A 21,961-nucleotide genomic window follows, 5' to 3' on the forward strand; every position below is an offset into this window, starting at 1 on the left:
GGAGCGGGAGAATCCTAAGCGCGTCGGGTTGTGTACTCATAGCCGTGGCGCGCGAGCGTTGCAAAGAGGGGATCGAGACGGTTGCCATAGCGCCGCCAGCGTTCCACGGAGGACGAATAAAGCGGTTTGCGCACCTGGTCACGGCTGAAGGTGCGGACGGTGCTCTTCTGGGTGTGGAAGTTGAGGCAGGCATCATCCCACGGCAAGCCGCAGAACGCGATGAGTTTCCGGGTCATGCCTTCCTGGTCCGCAATCATGTCTTCGTAGGGCATCTCGAAAATCTGGTTCGGGAAGCAGGACTTCCAGTACGACATCAATTCTTCCTGCGCGAGATAACGTTCCACGAACGCCGTCTGGTCGTAGGCATAGTCATGGCCTCTGTTCATATTGTGTTGGAAACATGACACGAAATTGTCGGCCGGATGCCGGCGGCAATGCACGATGCGCGCCTTCGGAAAAATCATGTGAATGAAGCCCACGCAATCATAATTGGTCGGCGACTTCTCGACCACGCGTGTCTTTTCGCCCTCGTTGAACACTGAGAAGAAGCGCGTGAACTCGCCTGCGATCTGCCGCAACGTGCCACCTTCCGCGTCCTTGCGCACATTCTCATGTGCGCTGTCGCTGGCATTTGCGTCACGAAACAGGCGGTCGTATTGCGCGATCCGGTCGGTCTCGCCGATGTTGATGCAGACCGGATGCGCGCCGATCACCTGCGCCGTCAGCGTTGTTCCCGAGCGCGGCATGCCGACGATGAAGATCGGGCTGTCGGCCTGATTGCCCAGCGGTTCCAGTTCGTCGAGAAACGCCTTGGTGTAGAGCTTGCGTGTCTTCGCATTCCGGTCGGCGAGTGTGCCCGCGTCGTGCTTTTCGAGTCCAAGAAGCGCGCGCGACTTGCTCCATGTGTCGAAGGCAAGCTCGTGCTGTCCCTCCACATCCCGGCAACGGCCCAGCGCCAGCAACGCCTGCGCGTGATCCTCCTTGCTGAGGTGCGGATCGTCGATGATCGCTTGCAGTTTCTCCACCAGCCACGCCGGCACTGGCTTGCTCACGCTCTGGCCGCGCATGTAGAGCGCTTCCGGCATTTGCGGATAATCGGTGATGGCCTTGTCGAGGATCCGGTCAGCCTCCGCACCTTCGCCGATGGCCGAGAGGCACTCGCAAAGCCGCAGGGTCGCGCTGTATTTCTCCAGCGGCAACCGCCCCGTCCTCACAGCCGTCTCCAGATGCGGCCGCGCGCGATGGCCCTTTTCCATGATGAGATAGCAACGCCCCAGGCTCAGGTTCACCGTGTGGTCCTCCGGCACCTGCTGCTGCGCCCGCTGCAGGAGATTCAGCGCAAATTCCGGGAGCCGCAGATCGACGTAGATCTGCCCCAGCAGGATCTTGGTGTAGGCGGCCTTTGGGTCCAGCTCATAGGCCCGCGTCGCCGAGGCCAGGCCCGCTTCCTTGTTGTCCTTCACGAGGTGGATGCGGCCCATGAGGAAATGCGGGCCAGCCAGTTTCGGCTCGGCTTGCAGGAGGCGCTTCACGATTGGAAGTGCGGCGTCGGCGTTCCCCTGGCTGATCAGGTTGTTCGCCTTTTGCATCTCGGTTTTGACGTCCATGGCGGGTGGGTATCCGAGAAACAGGGGACTGACAAGCAGCAAGTCCCGCGGCTGGCATGGAGAAAAGATGCTGAGTGGCACAAAAAAATACGGCCCGCCGAAGCGGGCCGTACATCACAACCAATCCGTGATGGATTAGAAGTTCCACCAGGTCACGAAAGCGGCCTTGAGCGTGTCAGAGTCGGTTTCGTCAGCGTCATCCTTCGAAGTCCAGCTGGCCTGCACACCGGTCTTCAGCTGAGACACGGGCGACCAGTACACACCGCCGGCAAGACCAAACGTGTCGGTCGAGTCGTTGTCCGGAGCGTCGGAGTCATAGCTCGACCAGCCAGCGCCCAATTCGGCCGAGACCGAGTCAGACAGCGTGGCCACAACAGCGGCGCTGACTTCCCAGCCGTCGCCGGTTTCAGCCCAGCCCGTCGAGTCCGCGTACCAGATGTTGTTGCCGAAGCTGCCGGCAGCCGAGATGTCGAACATGTCCGACAGCTTGGCACCGATGCCGAGGCCGATCTGCGACTGCGTGACCTTGCCACCAGCGCCGCGGCGTAGTTCGTGTCGGCATCGCGCAGGAAGCCGGCGATTTCAGCGTTGAACACGTCGCCCGAGTAGGTCACTTCGGCAGCGACGCCGAACGGACCACCGGCATCGCCAGGTGCGCCATCGAAGTTGCCGTTTTCATCCGTGTGCTCGAGAGCGACGGCAACGCCGATCGGGCCCGAGTTGTAGGACAGACGCAGCTGCGTGAAGTCGCCGCCGTTCACGTCCAAGCCGCCACGAGAGATGTAGGCGTCGTTGATCTTGCGGATGCCGTAACCGATCGTGGCGAGCGAGCCATTGTAGCCGCCAGCGAACGTCAGTTCCGGTGTCATCTTCCACCAGCCCCAGGCATAGTCCATATAGACCGAGGCCGAGTTCGTGGTGAAGCCCGTGCCGCCCGTCATGTTGTTGTCGAAGTCGCCGTAGAACGACATGCTGGCACCCACTTCGCCGACAGCCGTGTCGGTCGTGCCCGTCACGTCAAGACGGCCACGAGCCTTCAGGTGCAGCTCGTTGTAGTCGGTGTAGCTGGCGTAGCTGTAGTCCACGTCCGTGTAGGCGATGGCGGCGCGAACGCTGCCCGACCACTGGATGACCGTGGAAGCCGGAACGTCAGCCGTCGGCAGAACGCCGATGGTGTTGACCGTTGCGGACTTGGCATTGCTGTCACGGATTTCGAGGCCCGGAACGACGATGGCCGGAGCTTCCGACATCGTGAGGAGCGAGTAGCCAGCCGGAACCGAAGGAGCGGCCTGGAGGGCGGCGACGTCAGCCTGGAGGGCTTCGATCTGGGCCTTGAGGTCCGTCAGGTCGTCAGCGCGGGCGCTAACCGACACAGCAGCGAGAGCAGCCGTACCGAGAAGAGCGAGCTTCATAACTTTCATTTGGTTTCTCCCAAACTTTTGGAGTTGAGTGTTGCCCCCCGATCCCCTGCAAGAAAATTGGGAAGGCGTTGCACGAGTGTTCGCACAAGCTGCTTGTCCTCTGGCCCCCCGTTAACGTCAACGCACAAGGGTTCCCCGAACCCTGAATTCACCCACCTGTGGCAGACACGTAACAGCGCGATAAAGTTGTGCCGTGCACGGATGAACCGAAAAATGGGTCTCTTGATACCGTTGAGGTTCAACCAAAAGAAACTCGATACACATGATAGCAATCGCAAATTGTATTTCGAACAATCAAAAGGAGAGTGTGACTTTGTTCGATCGCCTAAAAGGAGACAGCGCGCAAAGGTAGTGAATGTTTTAAATTGAAACCAATGTGCCATTTCCCGGACAATGCGCGCTCTGGGCGATCAATTCACGGTTCGCCTCTCGTTGGAAGCACCTCACTGGGGTTGTGTCGCGCCCATCCTTGAGAAAGTGATTCACCGCAGCAGGGCTACATCATCGACAGAGACATATGTGACGGCGAAAGAATGACGCACGAAATCCGTACACGGAGGAAAATTCCGGTTTCGGGCAGGTTCATGGGCGAGAATCAAGGATGATGCCGTCACCAGGAATTCTGTATGCCTTTCGAACACGACCGGGGACCACCTTCAGCGCTCGCACAAAAAAATACGGCCCGCCGAAGCGGGCCGTACATCAGAACCAATCCGTAATGGATTAGAAGTTCCACCAGGTGACGAAGGCTGCCTTGAGCTCGGTTTCGTCGCGGAGAGCGACGCTCGAGTCAACTTCAACCCAGCTCGCCTGAGCACCCATCTTGAGCTGGGACACCGGCGACCAGTACACGCCACCGGCCACCGCCGTGCGATCAACCTGGTCGGTCGAAGCAGCGTTGGTCGAGCCGTTCCAGTCAGCGTCATACGACGACATGCCAGCACCGAGTTCGGCGCTGACCGAGTCGGACAGGGAGGCAACGATCGCGCCGCTGACTTCCCAGCCATCGCCAACGTAGGTCCAGCCGAGGTTGTCAGAGAAGTAGACGTTGTTGCCGATGCTGCCAGCCACCGACACGTCGAACATGTCCGACAGCTTGGCGCCGAGGCCGAGGCCGATCTGCGTCTGGGTGACCTTGCCGCCAGCAGCAGCACCGAGGTCGCGGTCGCCATCACGGGCGAAGCCAGCGATCTCAGCATTGAACATGTCGCCCGAGTAGGTCACTTCGGCAGCGACGCCGAACGGACCACCCGAGTACGAAGCGACATTGCCACCTTCGTCCGTGTGCTCGAGAGCGAGGGCAACGCCCACCGGACCCGAGTTGTAGGAGACGCGCAGCTGCGTGAAGTCGCCGCCTTCAACGCCAACGCCGCCACGAGAGATGTAGGCGTCGTTGATCTTGCGGATGCCGTAGCCGATCGTGGCGAGCGAGCCGTTGTAGCCGCCAGCGAACGTCAGTTCCGGCGTCATCTTCCACCAGCCCCAGGCGTAGTCCATCATGACCGAGGTCGAGTTCGTGGTGAAGCCCGTGCTGCCCGTCATGTTGTTGTCGAAGTCGCCGTAGAACGAGATGGCGGCACCCACTTCGCCGACAGCCGTGTCGGTCGTGCCCGTCACGTCAAGACGGCCGCGGGCCTTCAGGTGCAGTTCATCATAGTCGACATAACCGCCGGGAGCCCCAACGTCGAAGTCATGGTCCGTGTAGGCGATGGCGGCGCGGACGCTGCCCGACCACTGGATGACCGTGGAGGCCGGAACGTCAGCCGTCGGCAGAACGCCAATGGTCGTGACCGTTGCGGACTTGGCATTGCTGTCACGGACTTCGAGGCCCGGAACGACGATGGCCGGAGCTTCCGACATCGTGAGGAGCGAGTAGCCAGCCGGAACCGACGGGGCAGCCTGGAGGGCGGCGACGTCAGCCTGGAGGGCTTCGATCTGGGACTTGAGATCCGACAGGTTGTCGGCGCGAGCGCTGACCGACACAGCAGCGAGAGCAGCCGTACCGAGAAGAGCGAGCTTCATAACTTTCATTTGGTTTCTCCCAAACTTTTGGAGTTGAGTGTTGCCCCCCGATCCCCTGCAAGAAAATTGGGAAGGCGTGCATACGAACGTTCGCACACGCTGCACTTGTTACGCCCGTGCACGTTAACGTCAACGTTCATTCCTCAATCCTGCGTAGAAATGCGGTACATGTTGCAGGAGAGCCACACCGCCCACTACAACCCGGAATCTGGCCATGCTGAGGCGAAAAACACTTGTATTACAGTGGAAATCGCCTTCTGCGTGCAACGGGGGTGTAGGCAAGTCGGGCCTGTAATGCTAACACTTGTTAAGGATTGGGTGCACTCCGAATGCAGCCGGAATGGTCCGGACTTGCTCAAAATCGTGTGCCCGTCGCTGGGGGAGTGAATCACAATGAGGAAATGCCGCCCGTCAAAATGGGTGCCTTGGGCAGTCGTGGGCGTCGGCCTGCCACTTCTGTGTGCAGCCCTGATCACGGACAAATCGCTGAAATCAGACGTTGTGGACAGGGCCAAGCAGACGCTGGCGGGAAGCGACCTCACAAAATGGGCCGAAATCGAGCTGGATGGCCGTATTGCCACCATCAAGGGCAAGACCACCAATGCTGCCGCTCCTGAAGAGGTCGTGAAACTGGTGGCGGGGACCTACGGCGTCCGCAAGGTTATCAATGCCACGACAGTGGAACCGCTTTCGCTGGTGGCGCCCACAATCGAATCACTGAACGCAACCGCACCCGTGGCCGAGATCAAGGGCACATGGCCGGAAGAGGCTGCCCAGAAGCTCACCGTCACCGTGGGTGAAACCGCCTATACGCTGCCCGGCAGCCCGGAATTGACCACAAGCAGCGGCAACTGGCTGTTGAAGCTGCCCGCTCCATTGGCGGAAGGCTCCTATGATGTGATGGCCAGCGCCAGTGCCGACAGCGACGGCGCAACCGTCACCCAGGCCGCCCCGTCGCCGGCCAGGGTCGTGGTGGATTTGCCCGATCCCGTTCCGCCTCCCGCCGTTGCGGCAGCGCCGGTGGGTGCCACATGGCCCTATGCCATCACGGGAAGCTTCCCCGAAGCTGACGTCAGCCGATTCGCCGCCACCGTGGACGGCCATGAGTATGTCCTGGGTGGAGGCCCGGACCTGACGTCAGATGGCAAGGGCACCTTCAGCTTTGCCCCGTCCCAGGCCTTCGCGCCGGGCAATTATGATGTGACTTTCAGCCAGACCGACAAGTCCGGCCACGCCACCAGTGTGACGGCGGAAAAGGCGATCATCGTGCCGGCCGCGGCACCAGCGCCCGAACCGGCACCGGCGCCCGCGCCCGCACCCGTTGCGGATACCGCTGCACCCGCAGCCGCCGCCATCACGCTGGCCGACGCAGCGGCAACGGACGTCCGCACCCTGACGGGCACATGGCCGGAAGGCGATGCAACGCGCCTCGCCGCCACGCTGCAGGGACGGACCTATGTTCTCGACACCGATTCGCAGCTCACGCGCACCGGCAACCAGGCGGGAACCTTCACCTTCACGCCGGATACGGCGGGTCTTGCTCCCGGTGCATATCCGGTCGAAATCGCCACCAGCGATGCCGTGGGCAATACGGCCAAGGTGGTTGCAGAGAAGGCGATCGTGATTCCGGCGGCGGCGCCCGCACCGGCCCCCGAGCTGACTCCGGCCCCGGCACCGGAACCCGCACCTTCACCAGCCTCGCTTGCACCGCCCACGGTGGACAAGCAGCTTGATCTGACAGGTGCACCGATTCTCCGCGGCACCTGGCCGGAGGGCGAAGGTACTTCCCTCACGATCGGACTCGCGGGCAAGACCTATGAGCTTGGCACCAGCGCCAATCTCTCGCGTGATGGCGCAGGCAAGTGGAAGCTCTTCCCCTCGGCGGCGCTGAAGGATGGCGTTTATGACGTGGTCGTCACCGCCCGCAACGGTGATGCCGAGTCGAGGGACCAGACGCTCGCAGAAATCGAAGTGGACGCCACGCTGCCGGATGCGCCGACAGTAACGGTCCACGCCTCCGATGCCGCTCCGGGAACACTCGCTGGCACTTATGATGCCAAGCGTTCCACTGCACTCAAAGTCGCCGTCCCGCAGCTCAACCTCTCCGCCGACCTCGGCGCGGAGGGCAGCGCACTCACGGCAGATGGCGAAGGCGCATGGACCCTTGCGCTGCCCAAGAGCATCGCGCCCGGCACCTATGATGTCGTGGTGACGGCAACCGACAAGCGCGGCCGCAACGTCGAGGATGCGGGGGCAGGAGAGATCGTCATCTCTGCGGCCAACGAACCCGCGCCGAAGACGGACGCGCAGTTCGATTGCGCCGCCGTGATGACGCGCATCAACACCGTCTTCCCGATGCGCTTCATCTTTGCCCGCACCGATTTCCAGGAGCGCTTCGGCCTTTCGGTCAATCAGTATGCGGCGCTGCTGAAGGACTTGCGCTGCAGCAGCCTCAATGTTGAAGTGGGCGGCCACGCCGACGAGCGCGGCTCCGACTCCTACAACGAGGACCTCGCCGAACGCCGTGCCGCGCGCGTGCGCGACATGTTGCTCGAGGCGGGCGTGGCCAGGGAACGGCTCTCCGTTTCCAGCTACGGCGAATCGCAGCCCCTCAATGCCGGCCACGACGAAGAAGCGTGGTCCACCAACCGCCGCGTCGAAATCAAGATCTTGAAATAGGAAAACGCCATGTTTGACCTGTACAGCAACGGCTTCTGGACCATCATCGACAATCACTGGATTTGGCTGCTTGTGGCATTCGCCATCGGCATTTTCATCGGCTGGAAAACCTGCGAGCAGGTTCCGGACCGGAACGCCTGAGCAGGGGAGACTGAATCATGTTGCATTATCTGATCGAACTCGCCCTCCTGCTGCTGGCAGCCTACATCGCCGGCGCCTGCGTGGGTTGCCTCCTGCGCAAACTCTTCGGCTCTGAGGCAAGCGCAGACGCAACGGTGACGGAGGCAGCGGTGGATGAACCCGTTGCACCCGTTGCCGCCACCCTTGCCGCAGCACCCGCCGTGGCAGCGGCAGTAACCATGGCAGAGCGCCCGGCACCCGCGCCGGCGGCTCCGGTCGCAGCACAGGTGGAACGTGTTGCGCCACCACCGCCACCTCCGCCGCCGGTCGCGGCAGCACCCGCTCCCGCTCCCGTGCAACACAGCGCAGTACCTGCGCCGCTCGCCGCAACGGGCAAGATGGAACGTCCGAAGGGAATCGCAGCCGCCCGTGGTGGCAAGGCGGACAATCTTCAGCGCATCAGCGGCATCGGCCCGAAGAACGAGAAGATCCTGCACAGTCTTGGCTTCTTCCACTTCGACCAGATCGGCGCGTGGACCCGCGAGCAGGTGGCGTGGGTGGACGACCATCTCCGTTTCAACGGCCGCATCGCCCGCGAAGAGTGGATCAAGCAGGCCCGCCTGCTCGCCGATGGCAAGGACGCAGAGTTCACCAGGCTTTACGGTACGGGTGGCCTCAAGAATCGCGAAGGCGACAAGCTGTCAGGCAGCCGCACGCGCCGCACCTGAACATCATCCGTTCACGGATAAAGGAAGGGCCGGTTTTACCGGCCCTTTTCCTTTTCATCCACACGGTCGAGCCAGCGCGCCAGGGCCGCAACACTTTCCGCTTCGTCGAGAAACGGCACGTGGCCCCGGTCGGGAATGTCGACGGCTTCGCTTTGCGGAAGCATTTCGCACAGGCGCTTGACCGTTGAACGCGACAACAAGTCCGATCCGGCCCCGCGCAAACACGTCACCGGCTTGTCGGCGAGGGCTGGCAACAGGTCCCAGAGATCCGGCACTTTGCCGGCGTCGATATCTGCCCGCGATGGCAATATGGCCGCAAGCCGTATGTCGTAGTGTGGCGCAATTCGTCCGTCACGCCTGAGCACATAGGCACGCTGCACCGCCGCCAGCCATTGCTCATGCGTGACGTTGGCAAATCCTGGTGCGGTCGCGGCATAAGCCCGTGCGGCCGAATCCCAATCCGCGAAGGCCACGTCCCGTCCAACGTAACCCGCCATGCGGATCAGGCTGGCAGGCTCGATGTGTGGCCCGATGTCGTTGAGACACAGGCCCGCGAGCGTGGCTGGAGCAACAGCGGCCATGAGCATGCCGACAATGCCACCCCGCGAAGTGCCCAGCAGGGCCACGCGCCCAACACCGAGGGCTCTCAGCACCTCCAGCGTATCGGCAAGTTCCACCTGCGGCGCATAGGTGGTGGCGTCGGCAGCAGCGTCCGAGAGACCGCGGCCCCGGAAATCAACCGTTATCACTGAGCGGTCAGGGGCAAAGCGCGAGACGACAGGGTCGAAGTCGCGGCCATTGCGTGTGAGTCCGGGAAGGCAGAGCAGGGGAACGCCACTGCCGCCGCCATGCTGCGCCACGTAAATGCGTGTGCCATCAGCGGCAGGGACATGCCTGCGGGCCACGGGCATCAATCGCAGCCGGTGATCAGCGCCTTGATCGAGCCGCCGCTGCACCCGGTGTTCTCGGCGGTGGTGGGCGAGGTGGAGGCCACCGTCATTTCGCCGGGCGTGCCACGCATCAGGTCCGCCGTCATCGGCCGCACCGTCTTTGGCGCCAGGCGCGAACGGTAGACGTGGAGATTCTGCAGCACCTTCTGAACGTATTGGCGTGTTTCCTGGAACGGAATCGATTCAACCCAGTCGATCGGATCAACCTGGCCCGAGCGCAGGTCGCCGAATTCAGCGACCCACTCGCGGGCGCGCCGCGGGCCGGCGTTGTAGGCCACGAGCGTCAGCACATAGCTGCCGCCAAAATCGTCGATGAGGTCGCCGAGATGTGCCGCGCCAAGCTTCACGTTGTAGGCGGGATCACCCTTCAGCTTGCCGGGCGCGAAGGCCACGCCGTACTGGCGCGCGATCAGCTTTGCCGTACCGGGCATCAACTGCATGAGGCCTTGTGCGCCCACCTTGCTGCCTGCATTCGGATCGAATTCGCTTTCCTGGCGGGAGAGACCGAACACCAGCGCCTTTTCCACTGGCTTGCCCATCTGCTTCCAGTCGGGAAGACCGCGGACCGGATAGGAGTAGCTGTCGATGTCAAGGTTGCGTTGGCCCGCGGCCTTGGCAAGGCGGAGCGCCATGGTGGTGCCGCCGAACTGGTGGACCACGGAGGCTGCCGCATTCATCTCCGGCAGCGAACCGAAGCGGCTGGAGATTGACCACAGGAACATGTTGAGCTGCGACTTGTCAGCGGCCTGCGCCATGATGCGGAAGGCGCGCATGACTTCGTCACGGTCCACAGCGGCGCGGGCACCGGATGTTGTGTCACCGCTCTCAATGCTCTCCGGCACATTGCCCATGCCGATTTTCTCACGCGCCAGCTGGCCGTAATAGATCGTGGAAAACTGCGACGCGACCTTGTAGGCGCTGCGGGCATTGCCCTTGTCGCCTGCGGCTTCATGGGTGCGCCCGATCCAGTAGGCGGCGCGCGCCTTTTCCGTGCGGGTTGGTGCGATCTGCTGCAGGTTGGTGAAATGGCGCATCGCCGTGTCCGGCTTGTTCAGATAGCGCAGTGCAATCCAGCCCGAGAGGAATTCGGCTTCCACGGCGGCATCGCCACTGGTGAGGCCATGCTGGGCGGCAATCTGGTAGCCGGTCGTCCATGTGTCACGGTGCGTCGGGCCAACGGAGCGGCGCGCCAGGATACGGCGTTCCGTCCACCACGCCTCGGGATCACCCATGTCGGCAGCAGTCGTCGGGGCAGCAGCGAGAATCGCGCGCGCCTTGCCGAACTTCTCCATGCGCCGGTAATAGCGCGCCAATGCATACCGCAAGGCCGGGATGCTGCGGTTGCCCGAGGACAACGCGGCATACTGCTTGTCAGCGCCACCTGTGCCGCGCAGCAATCCCTGCGCCACCTTGGCGATATTGACGTAGCCCGAACCCATGCGTTTGGCATGGGAGACGGCAGCGGCGGAATTCTGCGCGTAGATGAGCTGCCACAGGCGGCGGCGGTAATCCGCTTCCGAGAGTGCTGAACCAAATTCACGGATGGCGGCGGCTTCCACCGCATCGTCCATGTCCGGGTTGACCCAGGCACGCATCAGGGCCCCGCGGGCCGTCTGCTGGTCGCCAGCCGCATAGGCCGCGCGGCAAAGGGCCATGTGGCCGTAGGACGTAAAGGGCTTGCGCTGGGCGAAATGGGCCATCACTTCCGGCCCATTTGCGCCGCTTTCGAACAGGGCCTGCTCGGCGCGCTTGAGAAGCGTCTCGGTCAGCGGCCACTTCGGCGCTGCCTCGAGGAAATTCATGATGCGGCTGTAACCGGCCTTCGCGCCCTTGTCGCGAAGGAACAGGAGTTCCACCAGCTTTACCGCGGCAGGGTCGCCGGATTGGCGGGCCAGGTTGCCGGCCGTCACGTAGTCGTCCTTCAGGGCAGCGCGCACGGCATCCACGGCAGGCGCGGCAACCGCGGGCAGGGCGCTGAAGGGCAGCGCGACAGCGGCGGAGGCGGCCATGAGGCCTTTCAGGAAATGGCGGCGGCTGACATCTGGCGTCACGCGGGGTTGCTCCTTCAAATGGCGTTCGTACACCGGATTGGTGGCGGGTAAAGACCAATTGCGACGGGTTTTGGGCACCAGCCAACACCCATCCGCCTTTGCTTGCCGCAACTCTGGCGAACGACTATGGTGCCGCGCGAACCGGAATCCGCAGCGGCCAAGAGGCAGATTAGCGAGGGGCTGGTTTCCAATCTGTTAACCATAGGGGTTTGCCGTGAAGTTCCAGGGATCTTTCCCAGCCTTGATTACGCCGATGAAGAATGGTGCCGTTGACGAGGCGGCTTACCGCAAATTCGTGGCGTGGCACATCAAGGAAGGCAGCCACGGCCTCGTTCCCGTTGGCACAACCGGAGAGAGCCCCACGGTCACGCCGGCCGAACACAAGCGCCTCATCGAAATCTGCGTGGAAGAAGCCCGCGGCAAAGTTCCGGTGATTGCAGGTGCCGGCTCCAACAACACGGCCGAAGCCATTGAATATGCCGCCCATGCCAAGAAGGCCGGTGCCGATGCCGCTCTGATTGTCGTTCCGTATTACAACAAGCCGACGCAAGAGGGCATCTACCAGCACTATCGTGCCATCGCGAAGGCCGTGGACATTCCGATCTTTGTCTACAACGTGCCGGGCCGCACCGTCGCCAACTGCTCGGTCGAAACACTCGACCGCCTCGCCAAGGACTGCAAGAACATCATCGGCACGAAGGATGCCTCCGCCGATCTCACGCGCCCCTCGCGCCAGCGCCTGATGACGGGCGAGAACTTCATCCAGCTTTCGGGCGAAGATGGCACGGCTTTGGGCTTCAACGCCCATGGTGGCGTGGGCTGCATTTCAGTCACGGCCAATGTGGCGCCCAGCCTTTGCGCGCAGCTGCAGGAGGCAACGCTCGCCGGTGATTACAGGAAGGCGATTGCCTTGCAGGACCGGCTCATGCCGCTGCATCACGCGCTCTTCGTGGAAACCAATCCGGGCCCGATCAAGTATGCCGTGAGCCTGCTCGGCCACTGCACGCCGGAAGCCCGCCTGCCCATGGTGCCCGTCTCGGACTCAACCAAGCAGATGGTCCGTGATGCCATGGTGCACGCCGGCTTGCTGAACTGAGATGTCGTCCAAGAGTGGTGGCGCGAAGACGTCGCGCGCCCAGCCAGGCATTACCGTCAAGGGTGACAACCGCCGCGCCCGGTACGATTACGAGCTCATCGAGAAATTCGAAGCCGGAATCGAACTGAAAGGCTCGGAGGTGAAGTCGTTGCGCACAGGCCACGTCAACCTCGGCGAGGCCTATGCTGCGATGAAGGGCAACGAGCTGTTCCTCATCAACTCCAACATCCCGGAGTATCGCGAGGCGAACCGCTTCAACCATGAGCCGAAACGCCCGCGCCGCCTGCTGTTGCACCGCAAGCAGATCGACCGTCTGTCCGTGGGCATCCTGCGCGAGGGTCTCACCATCGTGCCGCTCAAGATCTTTTTCAATCCGCGCGGCCGGGTGAAGATCGATATCGCGCTCGCTCGCGGCAAGAAGCTCACCGACAAGCGCGAGACCATCAAGGCGCGCGATTGGAACCGCGAGAAGTCGCGCCTGCTGCGCGACCGCGGCTGAGGCGCGCGCCATGCGCCTTCCCGACGTCGATCTTCCGTCCACGGACGATACGCGCGTCAACCCCGGCCTCATCCGGGGCAGGGCAGTGATCTACGTCTATCCCTACACCGGCAAACCCGGCGTTCCCGATCCGCCGGGCTGGGACAGCATCTTCGGCGCGCACGGCTCGACACCTCAATCTCTCGCTTATTCAATGATCTATCCGGAATTCCGGAAGCTTTCCGTGAAGCTGTACGGGCTGAGCAATCAGGATACGGCCTGGCAGAAGGATTTCGTCACCCGCAATCATCTCAGCTTTCCGCTGCTGTCAGATCAGGCGGGAGATTTTGCCGGCGCGGTGCCCTTGGCCACCTTCCGCGCTGGCGAACAGGCCTATTATGTGCGGCGCAGCTTCCTGGTGGAGAATGGCGAAGTCCTCTTCGACCGCCAGCATGTGATGCCACCTGAGGAGGACGCCCGTGTTCTCCTCGCCGAAGCCGTGCGGCGCTGGTCATGATCCTGGTGGCGCTTGGCAGCAACATGTCAGGTCCCTGGGGCACGCCCCGGCAGACGGTTGAACGCGCGCTGGCAGCCCTGAACCACGGGCCCATTCGTTTGGTGAAAGCCTCGCCGCTGCTGGTCACGGCACCCTTCGGCGTCACCAACCAGCCGCCGTTCGTCAATGCTGGGGCGTTGATCGACACGCATCTCTCGCCGGATGCCCTGATGCGGCGGCTGCACATGATCGAGCGCACGGCTGGCCGGCAACGCCGCCAGCGCTGGGGACCGCGCACCCTCGATCTTGATCTGCTGGACTACCACGGTCTCGTCCGTCACAAGCGAACACAATCCATCCGCCCATTGGTTCTGCCGCATCCCGGCATCGGCGAACGGCTGTTCGTTCTGGAACCGCTTGAGCAGGTGGCGCCACGCTGGCGCCACCCCTTAACCAAAGAAACCGCCGCGTTCACCATTCGCAAACTACGCCGCTTAAACGGCGCTTAAGGGCGCTCCTTCACCATGCGGGGCAGTCCGGTATCCTTGCCGGGCGCAGGTGGATCATGCTCAAATCGTTTACATGCGCCGTGCTGGCATGCACGCTGCTGGTGCTTCCCGTGCGGGCGGAAGGCAGCTTCCAGATCATTGGCGGCATGGGCGACGGCAGCACCGTCGAAGGCTGGGGTTCCGGATCGCAGGTCGCCAGCGCCACCATCTTCGCCGCACCGGCAGCAGGACAACTGGAAAAGAAGATCGTCGCCTTCGACCGTAACATGGAGCCCGGCTCCATTCTCGTGCGCACAGGCGAGCGCAAGCTCTATTACGTGCTGCCGGATGGCAAGGCCCTCATGTATCCGATTGGTGTAGGCCGCGAAGGCTATACCTGGAACGGGGCCAACACCATCACCCGCAAGGCCGAATGGCCGGGCTGGACTCCGCCACCAAACATGATCCGCCGCGAGGCGGAACGCGGCCATTTCATTCCCGCCCACATGCCGGGCGGTCCACAGAATCCGCTCGGCGCGCGCGCACTCTATATCGGTTCAACCGAATTCCGCATCCACGGCACGACGCAGCCCTGGAGCATCGGCCACGCCGTTTCTTCCGGCTGCATCCGCATGCTCAATGCCCATGTGATCGACCTCTATGATCAGGTGCAGGTGGGCGCGCGCGTCGTCGTCGAATGAAAAACATCAGCAAGCCATTCACCATAAACGCTCCCTTAACTTTAACGCGTCATTTTGATCTCACGTGAGTTTGTGAGTTTCGGAGTACCAAGAATGCGTATCAGTGTGTCCAAGCACCTGTCTGTCCGCCTGTTTGCAAAGGCCATGATGACGGTGGCAGCGGCGGCCCTTTTGGCGGGCTGCTCCAACTCCATCGAGCGCTTCCAGAACGCTTACAACAATCCCTCAGATGCCGATCCGGTTTACACCGCTTCCGTGCCGAAGTCGGTGCAGCAGCCCGTCTACCGCAAGCGCAAGGTCATCGAGATGCCGCCGGCGGCGGATGACGACGAAACCATCACCGAGAGCCCCGTGGCCCGCGCCCCGCTGCCGCGCGCACCTGCTGCGCCGCAGTACGACTACACAGAGAACTACAAGAAGACCTACAAGCAGCCCGCTGCCCCCAAGCCCAAGTTCAACGCGCCGAGCTATGACGACGCCGACGTCGCCCAGGCTGGTGAACAGGACGTGACGCCCGTCCAGAAGTCCGCCACGGCCCGCAATGGTGTTGTGACGGTGGGGCAGGGCATGACGCTCACGTCGATCGCCCGCGCCAACCATGTGGACCCGATGGAGCTTGCCTCCTACAACAAGATGAAGGCGCCGTATCAGGTGTGGAGCGGCCAGAAGCTGCGCATTCCCACCGGTGATACCGCCGACGCAGGCGACACCATGCCGGCCCCGAAGCCGCGCAAGCTCGCCGTGGCCGACTCCGGTGAAACCGAAATCGTGCCCGCCAAGCCCATGAAGTCCGGAAACACGCACACAGTGGGTGGCGGCGAAACCCTCTTTTCGCTGGGCCGCAAATATGGCGTCTCGCCCTTCGTGATCGCCGACGCCAATGGCCTGTCACATGATGCAAGCCTGCACATCGGCCAGAAGGTAAAGATCCCCGGCGGTTCCTCGCATCAGGCCTCTGCTGACGTGAACACCGACGACACCGCGGCTCCGGCCGTGAAGCCTGCCAGGAAGAAGAGGGCCGTGCTGTCGCTCGCCGAAGATGAGACAGACAACACGGACACAGCCGCAGCCGATGCCACATCCGATGAAGCGCCCGTCCAGACGGCCAACCTGAAGATCAAGAAGAAGGCGGAACCCGCAGCGGAAGCGCCCATTGCTGAACCGCCGGCAATGACGCAGGCCGCCACAAACGGCGCGCTCAATCTCCGCTGGCCGCTGAAGGGAAAGGTGATTTCGGAATTCGGTCCGAAGTCAAACGGCCTGAAGAATGAAGGCATCAACATCGCCGTGCCGGAAGGCACGAGCGTGCGTGCGGCGGAAGGCGGCGTCGTCGCCTATGCCGGCAACGAACTCAAGGGCTACGGCAACCTCGTGCTGATCCGGCATGCAGGCGGATACGTCACGGCCTACGCCCACGCCAAGGAACTGCTGGTGAAGCGCGGCGACACGGTGAAGCGCGGCGATGTCATCGCCAAGGCCGGCCAGACCGGCGCGGTGTCGAGCCCGCAGCTTCACTTCGAAGTGCGCAAGGGCGCAACCGCCCTCGACCCGCTGAAACACCTGTCTTCTGCAACCGCCATGAACTGAGTTGCATCAACAGTTGGATGAGAGTCCCCTGCAAGGCAAGGCCCGGGTTTTCCCCGGGTTTTGTCTTTTTGGAAAACGCTTCATTCCAGCGGTTGGCCAAGACGCCCGGCAATATCCTGGATCAGTTGCCAGGCCACGCGCCCCGAACGCGAACCGCGTGTGACCGACCACTCGACGGCAGCAGCGCGCAAATCCTCGGCGCTGATCTTGAGCTTGTAGTGCGCGGCATAGCCTTCCAGCATCGCGAAGAACTCATCCTGCGAACAGTTGTGAAAGCCAAGCCACAGGCCGAAGCGATCTGACAGCGACACTTTCTCCTGCACCGCCTCCGACGGATTGATCGCCGTCGAGCGCTCGTTCTCGATCATGTCTCGCGGCAGCAGGTGGCGGCGGTTGCTGGTGGCATAGAAGATCACATTGCCGGGGCGGCCTTCGAGTCCGCCATCCAGAGCGGCCTTCAGCGACTTGTAGGACGTATCCTGCGCATCGAAGGAGAGATCATCACAGAATACAATGAAACGGTATTTGGGGTGGGCGCGCAGCAGCGCCATCAGGGCCGGGAGGCTGGCAATGTCCTCGCGGTGGATTTCGATCACCTTGAGGAGGCCGCCCACTTCAGTGTTCACCGTTTTGTGCGCCGCCTTGACCAGCGACGACTTGCCCATGCCCCGCGCGCCCCACAGAAGGGCGTTGTTGGCGGGATAGCCCTTGGCGAAACGGCGGGTGTTTTCCAGCAGTTGGTCGCGGGTGAGGTCGATGCCGCGCAGCAGCGGCAGATCGACCCGGTTGACCTTTGCCACGGCATCAAGCCCTGGCGGGTGGGCGCGCCAGACGAAGGCTTCGTGGGCGGCAACATCCGCCGGGGGCGGCGGCGAGGGTGCCAGACGCTCCAATGCCTCGGCGATTCGCTCCAGAATCTCTCGTTTTTCACCCATCGATAGCTCCCGAAAGAAAGCCCGGAACTCCACCCGGGCAACCTTGCAATGGCCTAGTGCATCGTTATATCTAGCGCAACTTTTTGAAACCCGGGCCGCTTCGGCCCAGAGCGGAGACCGGCCCGATGTTCATTTCCCAAGCCTTTGCCCAGACGACGACAGGGGCTCCCGCGATTGACTTTGTCGGCATGGTGCTGCCGCTCGTGCTCATCATGGGCGTGTTCTATTTCTTCCTCATCCGCCCCCAGCAGCGCAAGCTCAAGGAACATCAGGCGATGCTTTCGAAGGTGACGAAGGGCGACACCGTGGTGACGCAAGGCGGCCTCATCGGCAAGGTTGTCCGCGTGGTGGATGACAACGAACTGCTGGTGGAAGTTGGAGAGAACATCAAGGTGCGCGTGCTGAAGTCAGGCCTCAGCGACGTGCGCACCAAGAGCGAACCGGCAAAGTAAGGGTTCCCCGTGCTCTATTTCTCCCGCTGGAAAATCATCGCGATCACGGGCGCAGTCCTGCTCGCCATCATCTTTGCCCTTCCCAACATCATGACGCCTGCACAGCAGGAGGCCGTTGCCCCTTACGGCATGCGGCCCATGACGCTGGGCCTCGACCTTCAGGGCGGTTCGAACCTGTTGCTGGAAGTGGACCGCAAGGACATGGTGGCGCAGTTGCAGCAGCAACTGGCCAGCGACGTGCGTGCAGGGTTGCGTGAAGCCAAGATCGGCTACGGCGGCATCCAGCGTGTCGGCAGCGGCGTGACCGTCACCATCACCAAGCCGGAAGACTTGGAAAACGCCAAGGCCGTTCTGAACAAGATCGTGCAGCCTGCGGGCGGCGGCCTGTTCGGCCAGGCGACGCAGACCGCGCTCTACGCCATGAAGCAGCAGAACAACACCTTCAGCTTCGAGGTGCAGGAAGCGGGTCTCGATTCCAAGATCGCCACGGCCCTGACGCAGGTCCTCAAGATCGTGAAGAACCGCGTGGACGCCTCCGGCACCAGCGAAGCCGTGGTGCAGCAGCAGGGCCGCGACCGCATCGTGTTGCAGTTGCCCGGCATCGGCGACCCCAAGAAGGTGCTGGACCTCGTCGGCAAGACCGGCGCCCTCAAGTTCCAGCTTGTCTGTGCAGAACAGCCGAGCGCGCCCACGCAGCGCCCGCCCTTGGATTGCCAATCCTATCCCAACAAGGGTGACGTGGACGCGCTGACCAAGTCCAAGCTCGCCAAGAACGACAAGACCGATCCGACGGCTGACGAACTGGCGGCCTTGCCCCAGCTTTGGGTACAGTCCGGCAGCCGCGCCACCGTGGATGGCGCTGACCTCACCGACGCCCAGCCGTCCTTCGACCAGAACAACCGTCCCGTCGTGACCTTTCGCTTCAACCAGAAGGGCGCGGTGCGCTTCGGCAAGCTGACGGCGGAGAACGTCAACAAGCCCTTCGCCATCGTGCTCGACGGCGTGGTGCAAAGCTCGCCCGTGATCAACGAGCCGATCCTCGGCGGCTCCGGCCAGATTTCCGGCCAATTCACCTCTGAGGAAACGGCAAACCTCGCCGTCGTCCTGCGCTCCGGCGCACTGCCGGCCAAGCTGGTGGTGGTGGAACAGCGCACCGTCGGCCCGAGCCTCGGTTCGGACTCGATCCGCGCCGGCCTCATCGCCTCGGCTGTGGGCCTCGCACTCGTCATCGTCTTCATGATCATCGCCTATGGGCTGTTCGGCGTCTTCGCCAACCTGGCGCTCATCATCAACCTGGTGATGCTGGTGGCAGTGATGTCCTTCATGGGCTTCACGCTGACACTCCCCGGCATCGCCGGTATCGTGCTCACCATGGGCATGGCGGTCGACTCCAACGTCATCATCTTCGAGCGCCAGCGCGAAGAATGGCGCAACGGCAGAAGCGCCATCAACTCGATCGAGACGGGCTTCAAGTCGGCATTCGGCACCATCATCGACTCCAACTTCACGGCCCTCATCGCAGCGCTTGTGTTGTTGGGCGTGGGCTCGGGCCCCGTGCGCGGCTTTGCCATCAGCCATGCCATCGGCATCATGACAACAATGTTTACGGCCTACACCGTGACGCGCCTCATCGTGGCGCTGTGGGTGCGCTGGGCCAAACCGAAAGAGGTTCCGCTCTGAGAGCGGGGATCACGCCATGTACAGACCAATCCGTTTCATCCCCGACGACACCAAGATCCACTTCATGCGGCTCAGCCGCTTCGGCTTCTTTGTGTCCGGACTTCTCTGCCTCGCCTCGGTGCTGCTCTTCATCTTCGTCGGGCTGAACTTCGGCGTCGATTTCAAAGGCGGCACGAACGTGATCGTGCGCCCGCCGGCCGCCACCGAAATCAACACCTTGCGCACCAAAGTGGAGGAACTCGGCTTCCAGGGCGCGGAGTTGCAGAACTTCGGCGCCCAGGGCGACATCCTGATCCGCCTCCCCATCGTGGAAGGCGGCGACAAGGCCCAGCATGACGCCGTGGAACAACTGAAGGCCGGATTGGGCAGCGGCATCGAATACCTCTCGGTCGACTCGGTCGGCCCCAAGGTCTCGGGCGAACTCACCCAGCAGGGCATCCTCGCCGTGGTCGTCGCCATCCTGTTCATCCTCGGTTATGTGTGGCTGCGCTTCGAATGGCAATTCGCCGTCGGCGCCGTGGTCTCGCTGCTCCACGACGTGCTGCTGACCATCGGGCTCTTCTGCTTGCTGCGCATCGAGTTCAACCTCTCCACCATCGCCGCCATTCTCACGATCATCGGCTATTCGCTGAACGACACCGTCGTGGTGTTCGACCGCATCCGCGAGTATCTGCGCAAGTACAAGGCCATGGGTCTGGCCGACCTCATCGACTTCTCCATGAACTCGGTGCTGCCGCGCACGATCCTCACCTCCGTCACCACCATGCTTGCCCTGATCGCGCTCTACACGTTCGGCGGCGAAGTGCTCTCCAACTTCACCTTTACGATGATCTGGGGTGTCGTGGTCGGCACCTATTCGTCGATCTTCGTGGCCTCGCCCGTGATGATCCTGCTCGGCTCCAAGCGCGACTGGACCACTGACGTGGCAAAGCAGGCCGCCAGCGCGCGGCCGTGACCGGGGCGGCGGAGAACGCCGGCAAATTCCTGCCGCAGGTCGCGCCGATCGAACAATTCGGCGCGGGCGGCTTCCGCTTCGCCGGCATGTCCCACCAGGGCGCGCTGATGGTATTGCCCAGTGGCATGCGCGCCTGGCGTCCCGTCCTCACGGCTGACATTTCGGCGGAGGATTTCGCTGCGGTGAATGCCGAGCGGCAGGACATTGATTTCCTCATCATCGGAACGGGCCAGACCTTGCAGCGCTTGCCGCCCGCCGTGGAGGTGCTGCTGAAAGGCTGGGGCATCGCGTTTGAGGTGATGGCGACGTCGTCGGCCGTGCATGTCTACAATGTCGTTGTGGCCGAGCGCCGCCGCGTCGCCGCAGTGCTCCTCGCCGTGGGTGAAGCCAATGCCTGATCCCGCCCCACAGGATGCTTTCGCCGCTTGCCGCGAAACCGTGCGCCTCGGGGACAAGGACAACTATCTTGCGCTGCTTTTCGCCCCGGAGGTGCTGCAACCGCCACTCTTCGCGCTGGCGGCTTTCGCCACGGAACTGGCGCGCATACCCTCACTGGTGAGCGAGTCACCCATCGGTGAAATTCGCCTGCAATGGTGGGCCGATACGCTGGCAGCGATGGAGAGCGGGGAGGGCGGCTCGCATCCGGTGGCGCAGGCCATGGCGGAGACCGTGGCCACCAGCGCGCTTCCACTGGTACCCTTGAGCGCCATGGTGGAGGCCCGGCGCTTCGATCTCTACGCCGACGTGATGCCGGATGTCGCAAGCGTGGAGGCCTATTTCGGCGAAACGCAATCGGCGCTCATTCAACTGTCGTGCATGGTGATAGATCAGACGGCCGCTCCGAAGGCTGCCAGCGCGGCAGGGTTCGCCGGCGTGGCACTCGGTCTCGCACGCGCGCTTGCTCTCTCGCCCCACAGCGAACGCTGGCAGCCGCCGGGGAAAAACCGCGACGACATGCTGGCGCTTGCCACCGCGCGTTTCGAAGAGGCGCGCACGGCATTGAGGGACGTGCCGAAGCAATTGCTGCCCGCCTTCCTGCCCGCAGCGGTCACGCCGCTCTACCGTGATGCAGCCCGGGCCGGACGTCGCGACGTTCCGCAATGGCGCCGCCAATGGCGTATCTGGCGCTCGGCGCGGTCGGAGATGATCTAGAAATCAGTTGGCGCGGCTATCCCGCAGGCGATAGAGGCCGCGCGACTTGTCGTAGCTCTGGAAATAATCCTGAACCTGCGGGTGACGCACCGGAACCTGCGTCTCGTCGGCCTGCAGATTCTGCTCGGACACATAAGCCACGTATTCCGAATCTTCGTTCTCGGCCAACAGGTGATAGAAGGGCTGGTCCTTGCGCGGCCGCGCGTCCACCGGAATGGCGTTGTACCATTCCTCAGTGTTGTTGAAGGTCGGATCCACGTCGAAGATGACGCCACGAAAATCAAAGAGGCGATGCTTGACGATCTGTCCAATTCCGAACTTTGCCGTCGGGAGTTCCATGCGCCCTGATTGCCAAGGACGCCG

The 21,961-nt window shown here is 62.8% G+C and carries 20 protein-coding genes; 13 read left to right on the top strand and 7 right to left on the bottom strand.

What is annotated here, in order from left to right; genetic code table 11:
* Positions 1-14: 14 nt before the first annotated feature.
* The 3 genes from IPM06_14415 to IPM06_14425 form a co-directional block, all read right to left on the bottom strand.
* The gene (locus IPM06_14415; GenBank protein MBK8771615.1) at positions 15-1,607 is read right to left on the bottom strand and encodes a sulfotransferase; all 1,593 of its coding nucleotides are present in this window, start codon (positions 1,605-1,607) and stop codon (positions 15-17) included.
* A 233-nt stretch (positions 1,608-1,840) separates the two neighbouring features.
* On the bottom strand, positions 1,841-3,028 hold the full coding sequence (locus IPM06_14420; GenBank protein MBK8771616.1) for a hypothetical protein: 1,188 nt from the start codon (positions 3,026-3,028) through the stop codon (positions 1,841-1,843).
* A 723-nt stretch (positions 3,029-3,751) separates the two neighbouring features.
* Positions 3,752-5,059: a hypothetical protein gene (locus IPM06_14425; protein MBK8771617.1), complete on the bottom strand. Its 1,308-nt coding sequence runs from the start codon at positions 5,057-5,059 to the stop codon at positions 3,752-3,754.
* 411 nt (positions 5,060-5,470) lie between these two features.
* On the opposite strand from IPM06_14425, the gene IPM06_14430 reads away from it, so the two are divergent.
* Both IPM06_14430 and IPM06_14435 read left to right on the top strand, forming a co-directional pair.
* On the top strand, positions 5,471-7,729 hold the full coding sequence (locus IPM06_14430; protein MBK8771618.1) for an OmpA family protein: 2,259 nt from the start codon (positions 5,471-5,473) through the stop codon (positions 7,727-7,729).
* Positions 7,730-7,887: 158 nt separating this feature from the next.
* Positions 7,888-8,577, top strand: coding sequence for a proton-conducting membrane transporter (locus tag IPM06_14435; GenBank protein ID MBK8771619.1), 690 nt, complete (start codon positions 7,888-7,890; stop codon positions 8,575-8,577).
* A gap of 35 nt (positions 8,578-8,612) precedes the next feature.
* Here IPM06_14435 and IPM06_14440 read toward each other — a convergent pair whose 3' ends face one another.
* Complete coding sequence (locus tag IPM06_14440; GenBank protein MBK8771620.1) at positions 8,613-9,488, bottom strand: alpha/beta hydrolase; 876 nt, start codon at positions 9,486-9,488, stop codon at positions 8,613-8,615.
* Entirely contained in the window at positions 9,488-11,578 is a 2,091-nt protein-coding gene (locus tag IPM06_14445; protein ID MBK8771621.1) for a lytic transglycosylase domain-containing protein, read from the bottom strand. Before IPM06_14445 ends, IPM06_14440 begins: the two co-directional genes overlap by 1 nt.
* A gap of 253 nt (positions 11,579-11,831) precedes the next feature.
* Here IPM06_14445 and IPM06_14450 point away from each other — a divergent pair, with 253 nt between their 5' ends.
* The 6 genes from IPM06_14450 to IPM06_14475 all read left to right on the top strand — a co-directional run bounded on the left by IPM06_14450 (position 11,832) and on the right by IPM06_14475 (position 16,424).
* The gene (locus IPM06_14450; GenBank protein ID MBK8771622.1) at positions 11,832-12,674 is read left to right on the top strand and encodes a 4-hydroxy-tetrahydrodipicolinate synthase; all 843 of its coding nucleotides are present in this window, start codon (positions 11,832-11,834) and stop codon (positions 12,672-12,674) included.
* 1 nt (position 12,675) lies between these two features.
* Entirely contained in the window at positions 12,676-13,173 is a 498-nt protein-coding gene (gene smpB / locus IPM06_14455) for an SsrA-binding protein SmpB (protein ID MBK8771623.1), read from the top strand.
* A 10-nt stretch (positions 13,174-13,183) separates the two neighbouring features.
* Positions 13,184-13,669, top strand: coding sequence for a redoxin family protein (locus IPM06_14460; GenBank protein MBK8771624.1), 486 nt, complete (start codon positions 13,184-13,186; stop codon positions 13,667-13,669).
* Positions 13,666-14,157 (top strand): 2-amino-4-hydroxy-6-hydroxymethyldihydropteridine diphosphokinase, encoded by a 492-nt coding sequence (folK, locus tag IPM06_14465; GenBank protein ID MBK8771625.1) that lies wholly within the window; start codon positions 13,666-13,668, stop codon positions 14,155-14,157. Before IPM06_14460 ends, folK begins: the two co-directional genes overlap by 4 nt.
* Positions 14,158-14,303: 146 nt before the next feature.
* Positions 14,304-14,837 carry a L,D-transpeptidase gene (locus IPM06_14470; protein ID MBK8771626.1) on the top strand — a complete coding sequence of 178 codons (534 nt, stop codon included), beginning with the start codon at positions 14,304-14,306 and terminating at the stop codon, positions 14,835-14,837.
* Between the two features lie 93 nt (positions 14,838-14,930).
* Positions 14,931-16,424 (top strand): peptidoglycan DD-metalloendopeptidase family protein, encoded by a 1,494-nt coding sequence (locus tag IPM06_14475; protein MBK8771627.1) that lies wholly within the window; start codon positions 14,931-14,933, stop codon positions 16,422-16,424.
* A gap of 80 nt (positions 16,425-16,504) precedes the next feature.
* On the opposite strand, the gene IPM06_14480 is transcribed toward IPM06_14475, so the two are convergent.
* The gene (locus IPM06_14480) at positions 16,505-17,359 is read right to left on the bottom strand and encodes an ATP-binding protein (protein MBK8771628.1); all 855 of its coding nucleotides are present in this window, start codon (positions 17,357-17,359) and stop codon (positions 16,505-16,507) included.
* Positions 17,360-17,484: 125 nt separating this feature from the next.
* Here IPM06_14480 and yajC point away from each other — a divergent pair, with 125 nt between their 5' ends.
* Genes yajC through IPM06_14505 form a run of 5 tightly spaced genes read left to right on the top strand, consistent with a single transcriptional unit; the run spans position 17,485 to position 21,598 of the window.
* Complete coding sequence (gene yajC / locus IPM06_14485) at positions 17,485-17,811, top strand: preprotein translocase subunit YajC (GenBank protein ID MBK8771629.1); 327 nt, start codon at positions 17,485-17,487, stop codon at positions 17,809-17,811.
* Positions 17,812-17,820: 9 nt separating this feature from the next.
* The gene (gene secD / locus IPM06_14490) at positions 17,821-19,491 is read left to right on the top strand and encodes a protein translocase subunit SecD (GenBank protein ID MBK8771630.1); all 1,671 of its coding nucleotides are present in this window, start codon (positions 17,821-17,823) and stop codon (positions 19,489-19,491) included.
* 16 nt (positions 19,492-19,507) lie between these two features.
* Complete coding sequence (secF, locus tag IPM06_14495) at positions 19,508-20,446, top strand: protein translocase subunit SecF (GenBank protein MBK8771631.1); 939 nt, start codon at positions 19,508-19,510, stop codon at positions 20,444-20,446.
* Complete coding sequence (locus IPM06_14500) at positions 20,443-20,844, top strand: hypothetical protein (protein MBK8771632.1); 402 nt, start codon at positions 20,443-20,445, stop codon at positions 20,842-20,844. The genes secF and IPM06_14500 overlap by 4 nt, the downstream gene beginning before the upstream one ends.
* A complete protein-coding gene (locus IPM06_14505) occupies positions 20,837-21,598 on the top strand; it encodes a squalene/phytoene synthase family protein (protein MBK8771633.1) in 762 nt (253 codons plus the stop codon). Before IPM06_14500 ends, IPM06_14505 begins: the two co-directional genes overlap by 8 nt.
* Positions 21,599-21,601: 3 nt before the next feature.
* Here IPM06_14505 and hspQ read toward each other — a convergent pair whose 3' ends face one another.
* Positions 21,602-21,937, bottom strand: coding sequence for a heat shock protein HspQ (hspQ, locus tag IPM06_14510; protein ID MBK8771634.1), 336 nt, complete (start codon positions 21,935-21,937; stop codon positions 21,602-21,604).
* Positions 21,938-21,961: the final 24 nt, after the last annotated feature.

It is taken from the genome of Hyphomicrobiales bacterium (assembly GCA_016710435.1).
In the GTDB taxonomy this organism is placed as follows: domain Bacteria; phylum Pseudomonadota; class Alphaproteobacteria; order Rhizobiales; family Aestuariivirgaceae; genus Aestuariivirga.

What these genes read in the sequence shown, in the direction of transcription:
- IPM06_14415 (MBK8771615.1), bottom strand. Translation starts at nt 1,607, where the DNA reads ATGGACGTCAAAACCGAGATGCAAAAGGCGAACAACCTGATCAGCCAG.
- IPM06_14420 (MBK8771616.1), bottom strand. Translation starts at nt 3,028, where the DNA reads ATGAAAGTTATGAAGCTCGCTCTTCTCGGTACGGCTGCTCTCGCTGCT.
- IPM06_14425 (MBK8771617.1), bottom strand. Translation starts at nt 5,059, where the DNA reads ATGAAAGTTATGAAGCTCGCTCTTCTCGGTACGGCTGCTCTCGCTGCT.
- IPM06_14435 (MBK8771619.1), top strand. Translation starts at nt 7,888, where the DNA reads ATGTTGCATTATCTGATCGAACTCGCCCTCCTGCTGCTGGCAGCCTAC.
- IPM06_14440 (MBK8771620.1), bottom strand. Translation starts at nt 9,488, where the DNA reads ATGCCCGTGGCCCGCAGGCATGTCCCTGCCGCTGATGGCACACGCATT.
- IPM06_14450 (MBK8771622.1), top strand. Translation starts at nt 11,832, where the DNA reads ATGAAGAATGGTGCCGTTGACGAGGCGGCTTACCGCAAATTCGTGGCG.
- smpB (MBK8771623.1), top strand. Translation starts at nt 12,676, where the DNA reads ATGTCGTCCAAGAGTGGTGGCGCGAAGACGTCGCGCGCCCAGCCAGGC.
- IPM06_14460 (MBK8771624.1), top strand. Translation starts at nt 13,184, where the DNA reads ATGCGCCTTCCCGACGTCGATCTTCCGTCCACGGACGATACGCGCGTC.
- folK (MBK8771625.1), top strand. Translation starts at nt 13,666, where the DNA reads ATGATCCTGGTGGCGCTTGGCAGCAACATGTCAGGTCCCTGGGGCACG.
- IPM06_14470 (MBK8771626.1), top strand. Translation starts at nt 14,304, where the DNA reads ATGGGCGACGGCAGCACCGTCGAAGGCTGGGGTTCCGGATCGCAGGTC.
- IPM06_14475 (MBK8771627.1), top strand. Translation starts at nt 14,931, where the DNA reads ATGCGTATCAGTGTGTCCAAGCACCTGTCTGTCCGCCTGTTTGCAAAG.
- IPM06_14480 (MBK8771628.1), bottom strand. Translation starts at nt 17,359, where the DNA reads ATGGGTGAAAAACGAGAGATTCTGGAGCGAATCGCCGAGGCATTGGAG.
- yajC (MBK8771629.1), top strand. Translation starts at nt 17,485, where the DNA reads ATGTTCATTTCCCAAGCCTTTGCCCAGACGACGACAGGGGCTCCCGCG.
- secF (MBK8771631.1), top strand. Translation starts at nt 19,508, where the DNA reads ATGTACAGACCAATCCGTTTCATCCCCGACGACACCAAGATCCACTTC.
- IPM06_14505 (MBK8771633.1), top strand. Translation starts at nt 20,837, where the DNA reads ATGCCTGATCCCGCCCCACAGGATGCTTTCGCCGCTTGCCGCGAAACC.
- hspQ (MBK8771634.1), bottom strand. Translation starts at nt 21,937, where the DNA reads ATGGAACTCCCGACGGCAAAGTTCGGAATTGGACAGATCGTCAAGCAT.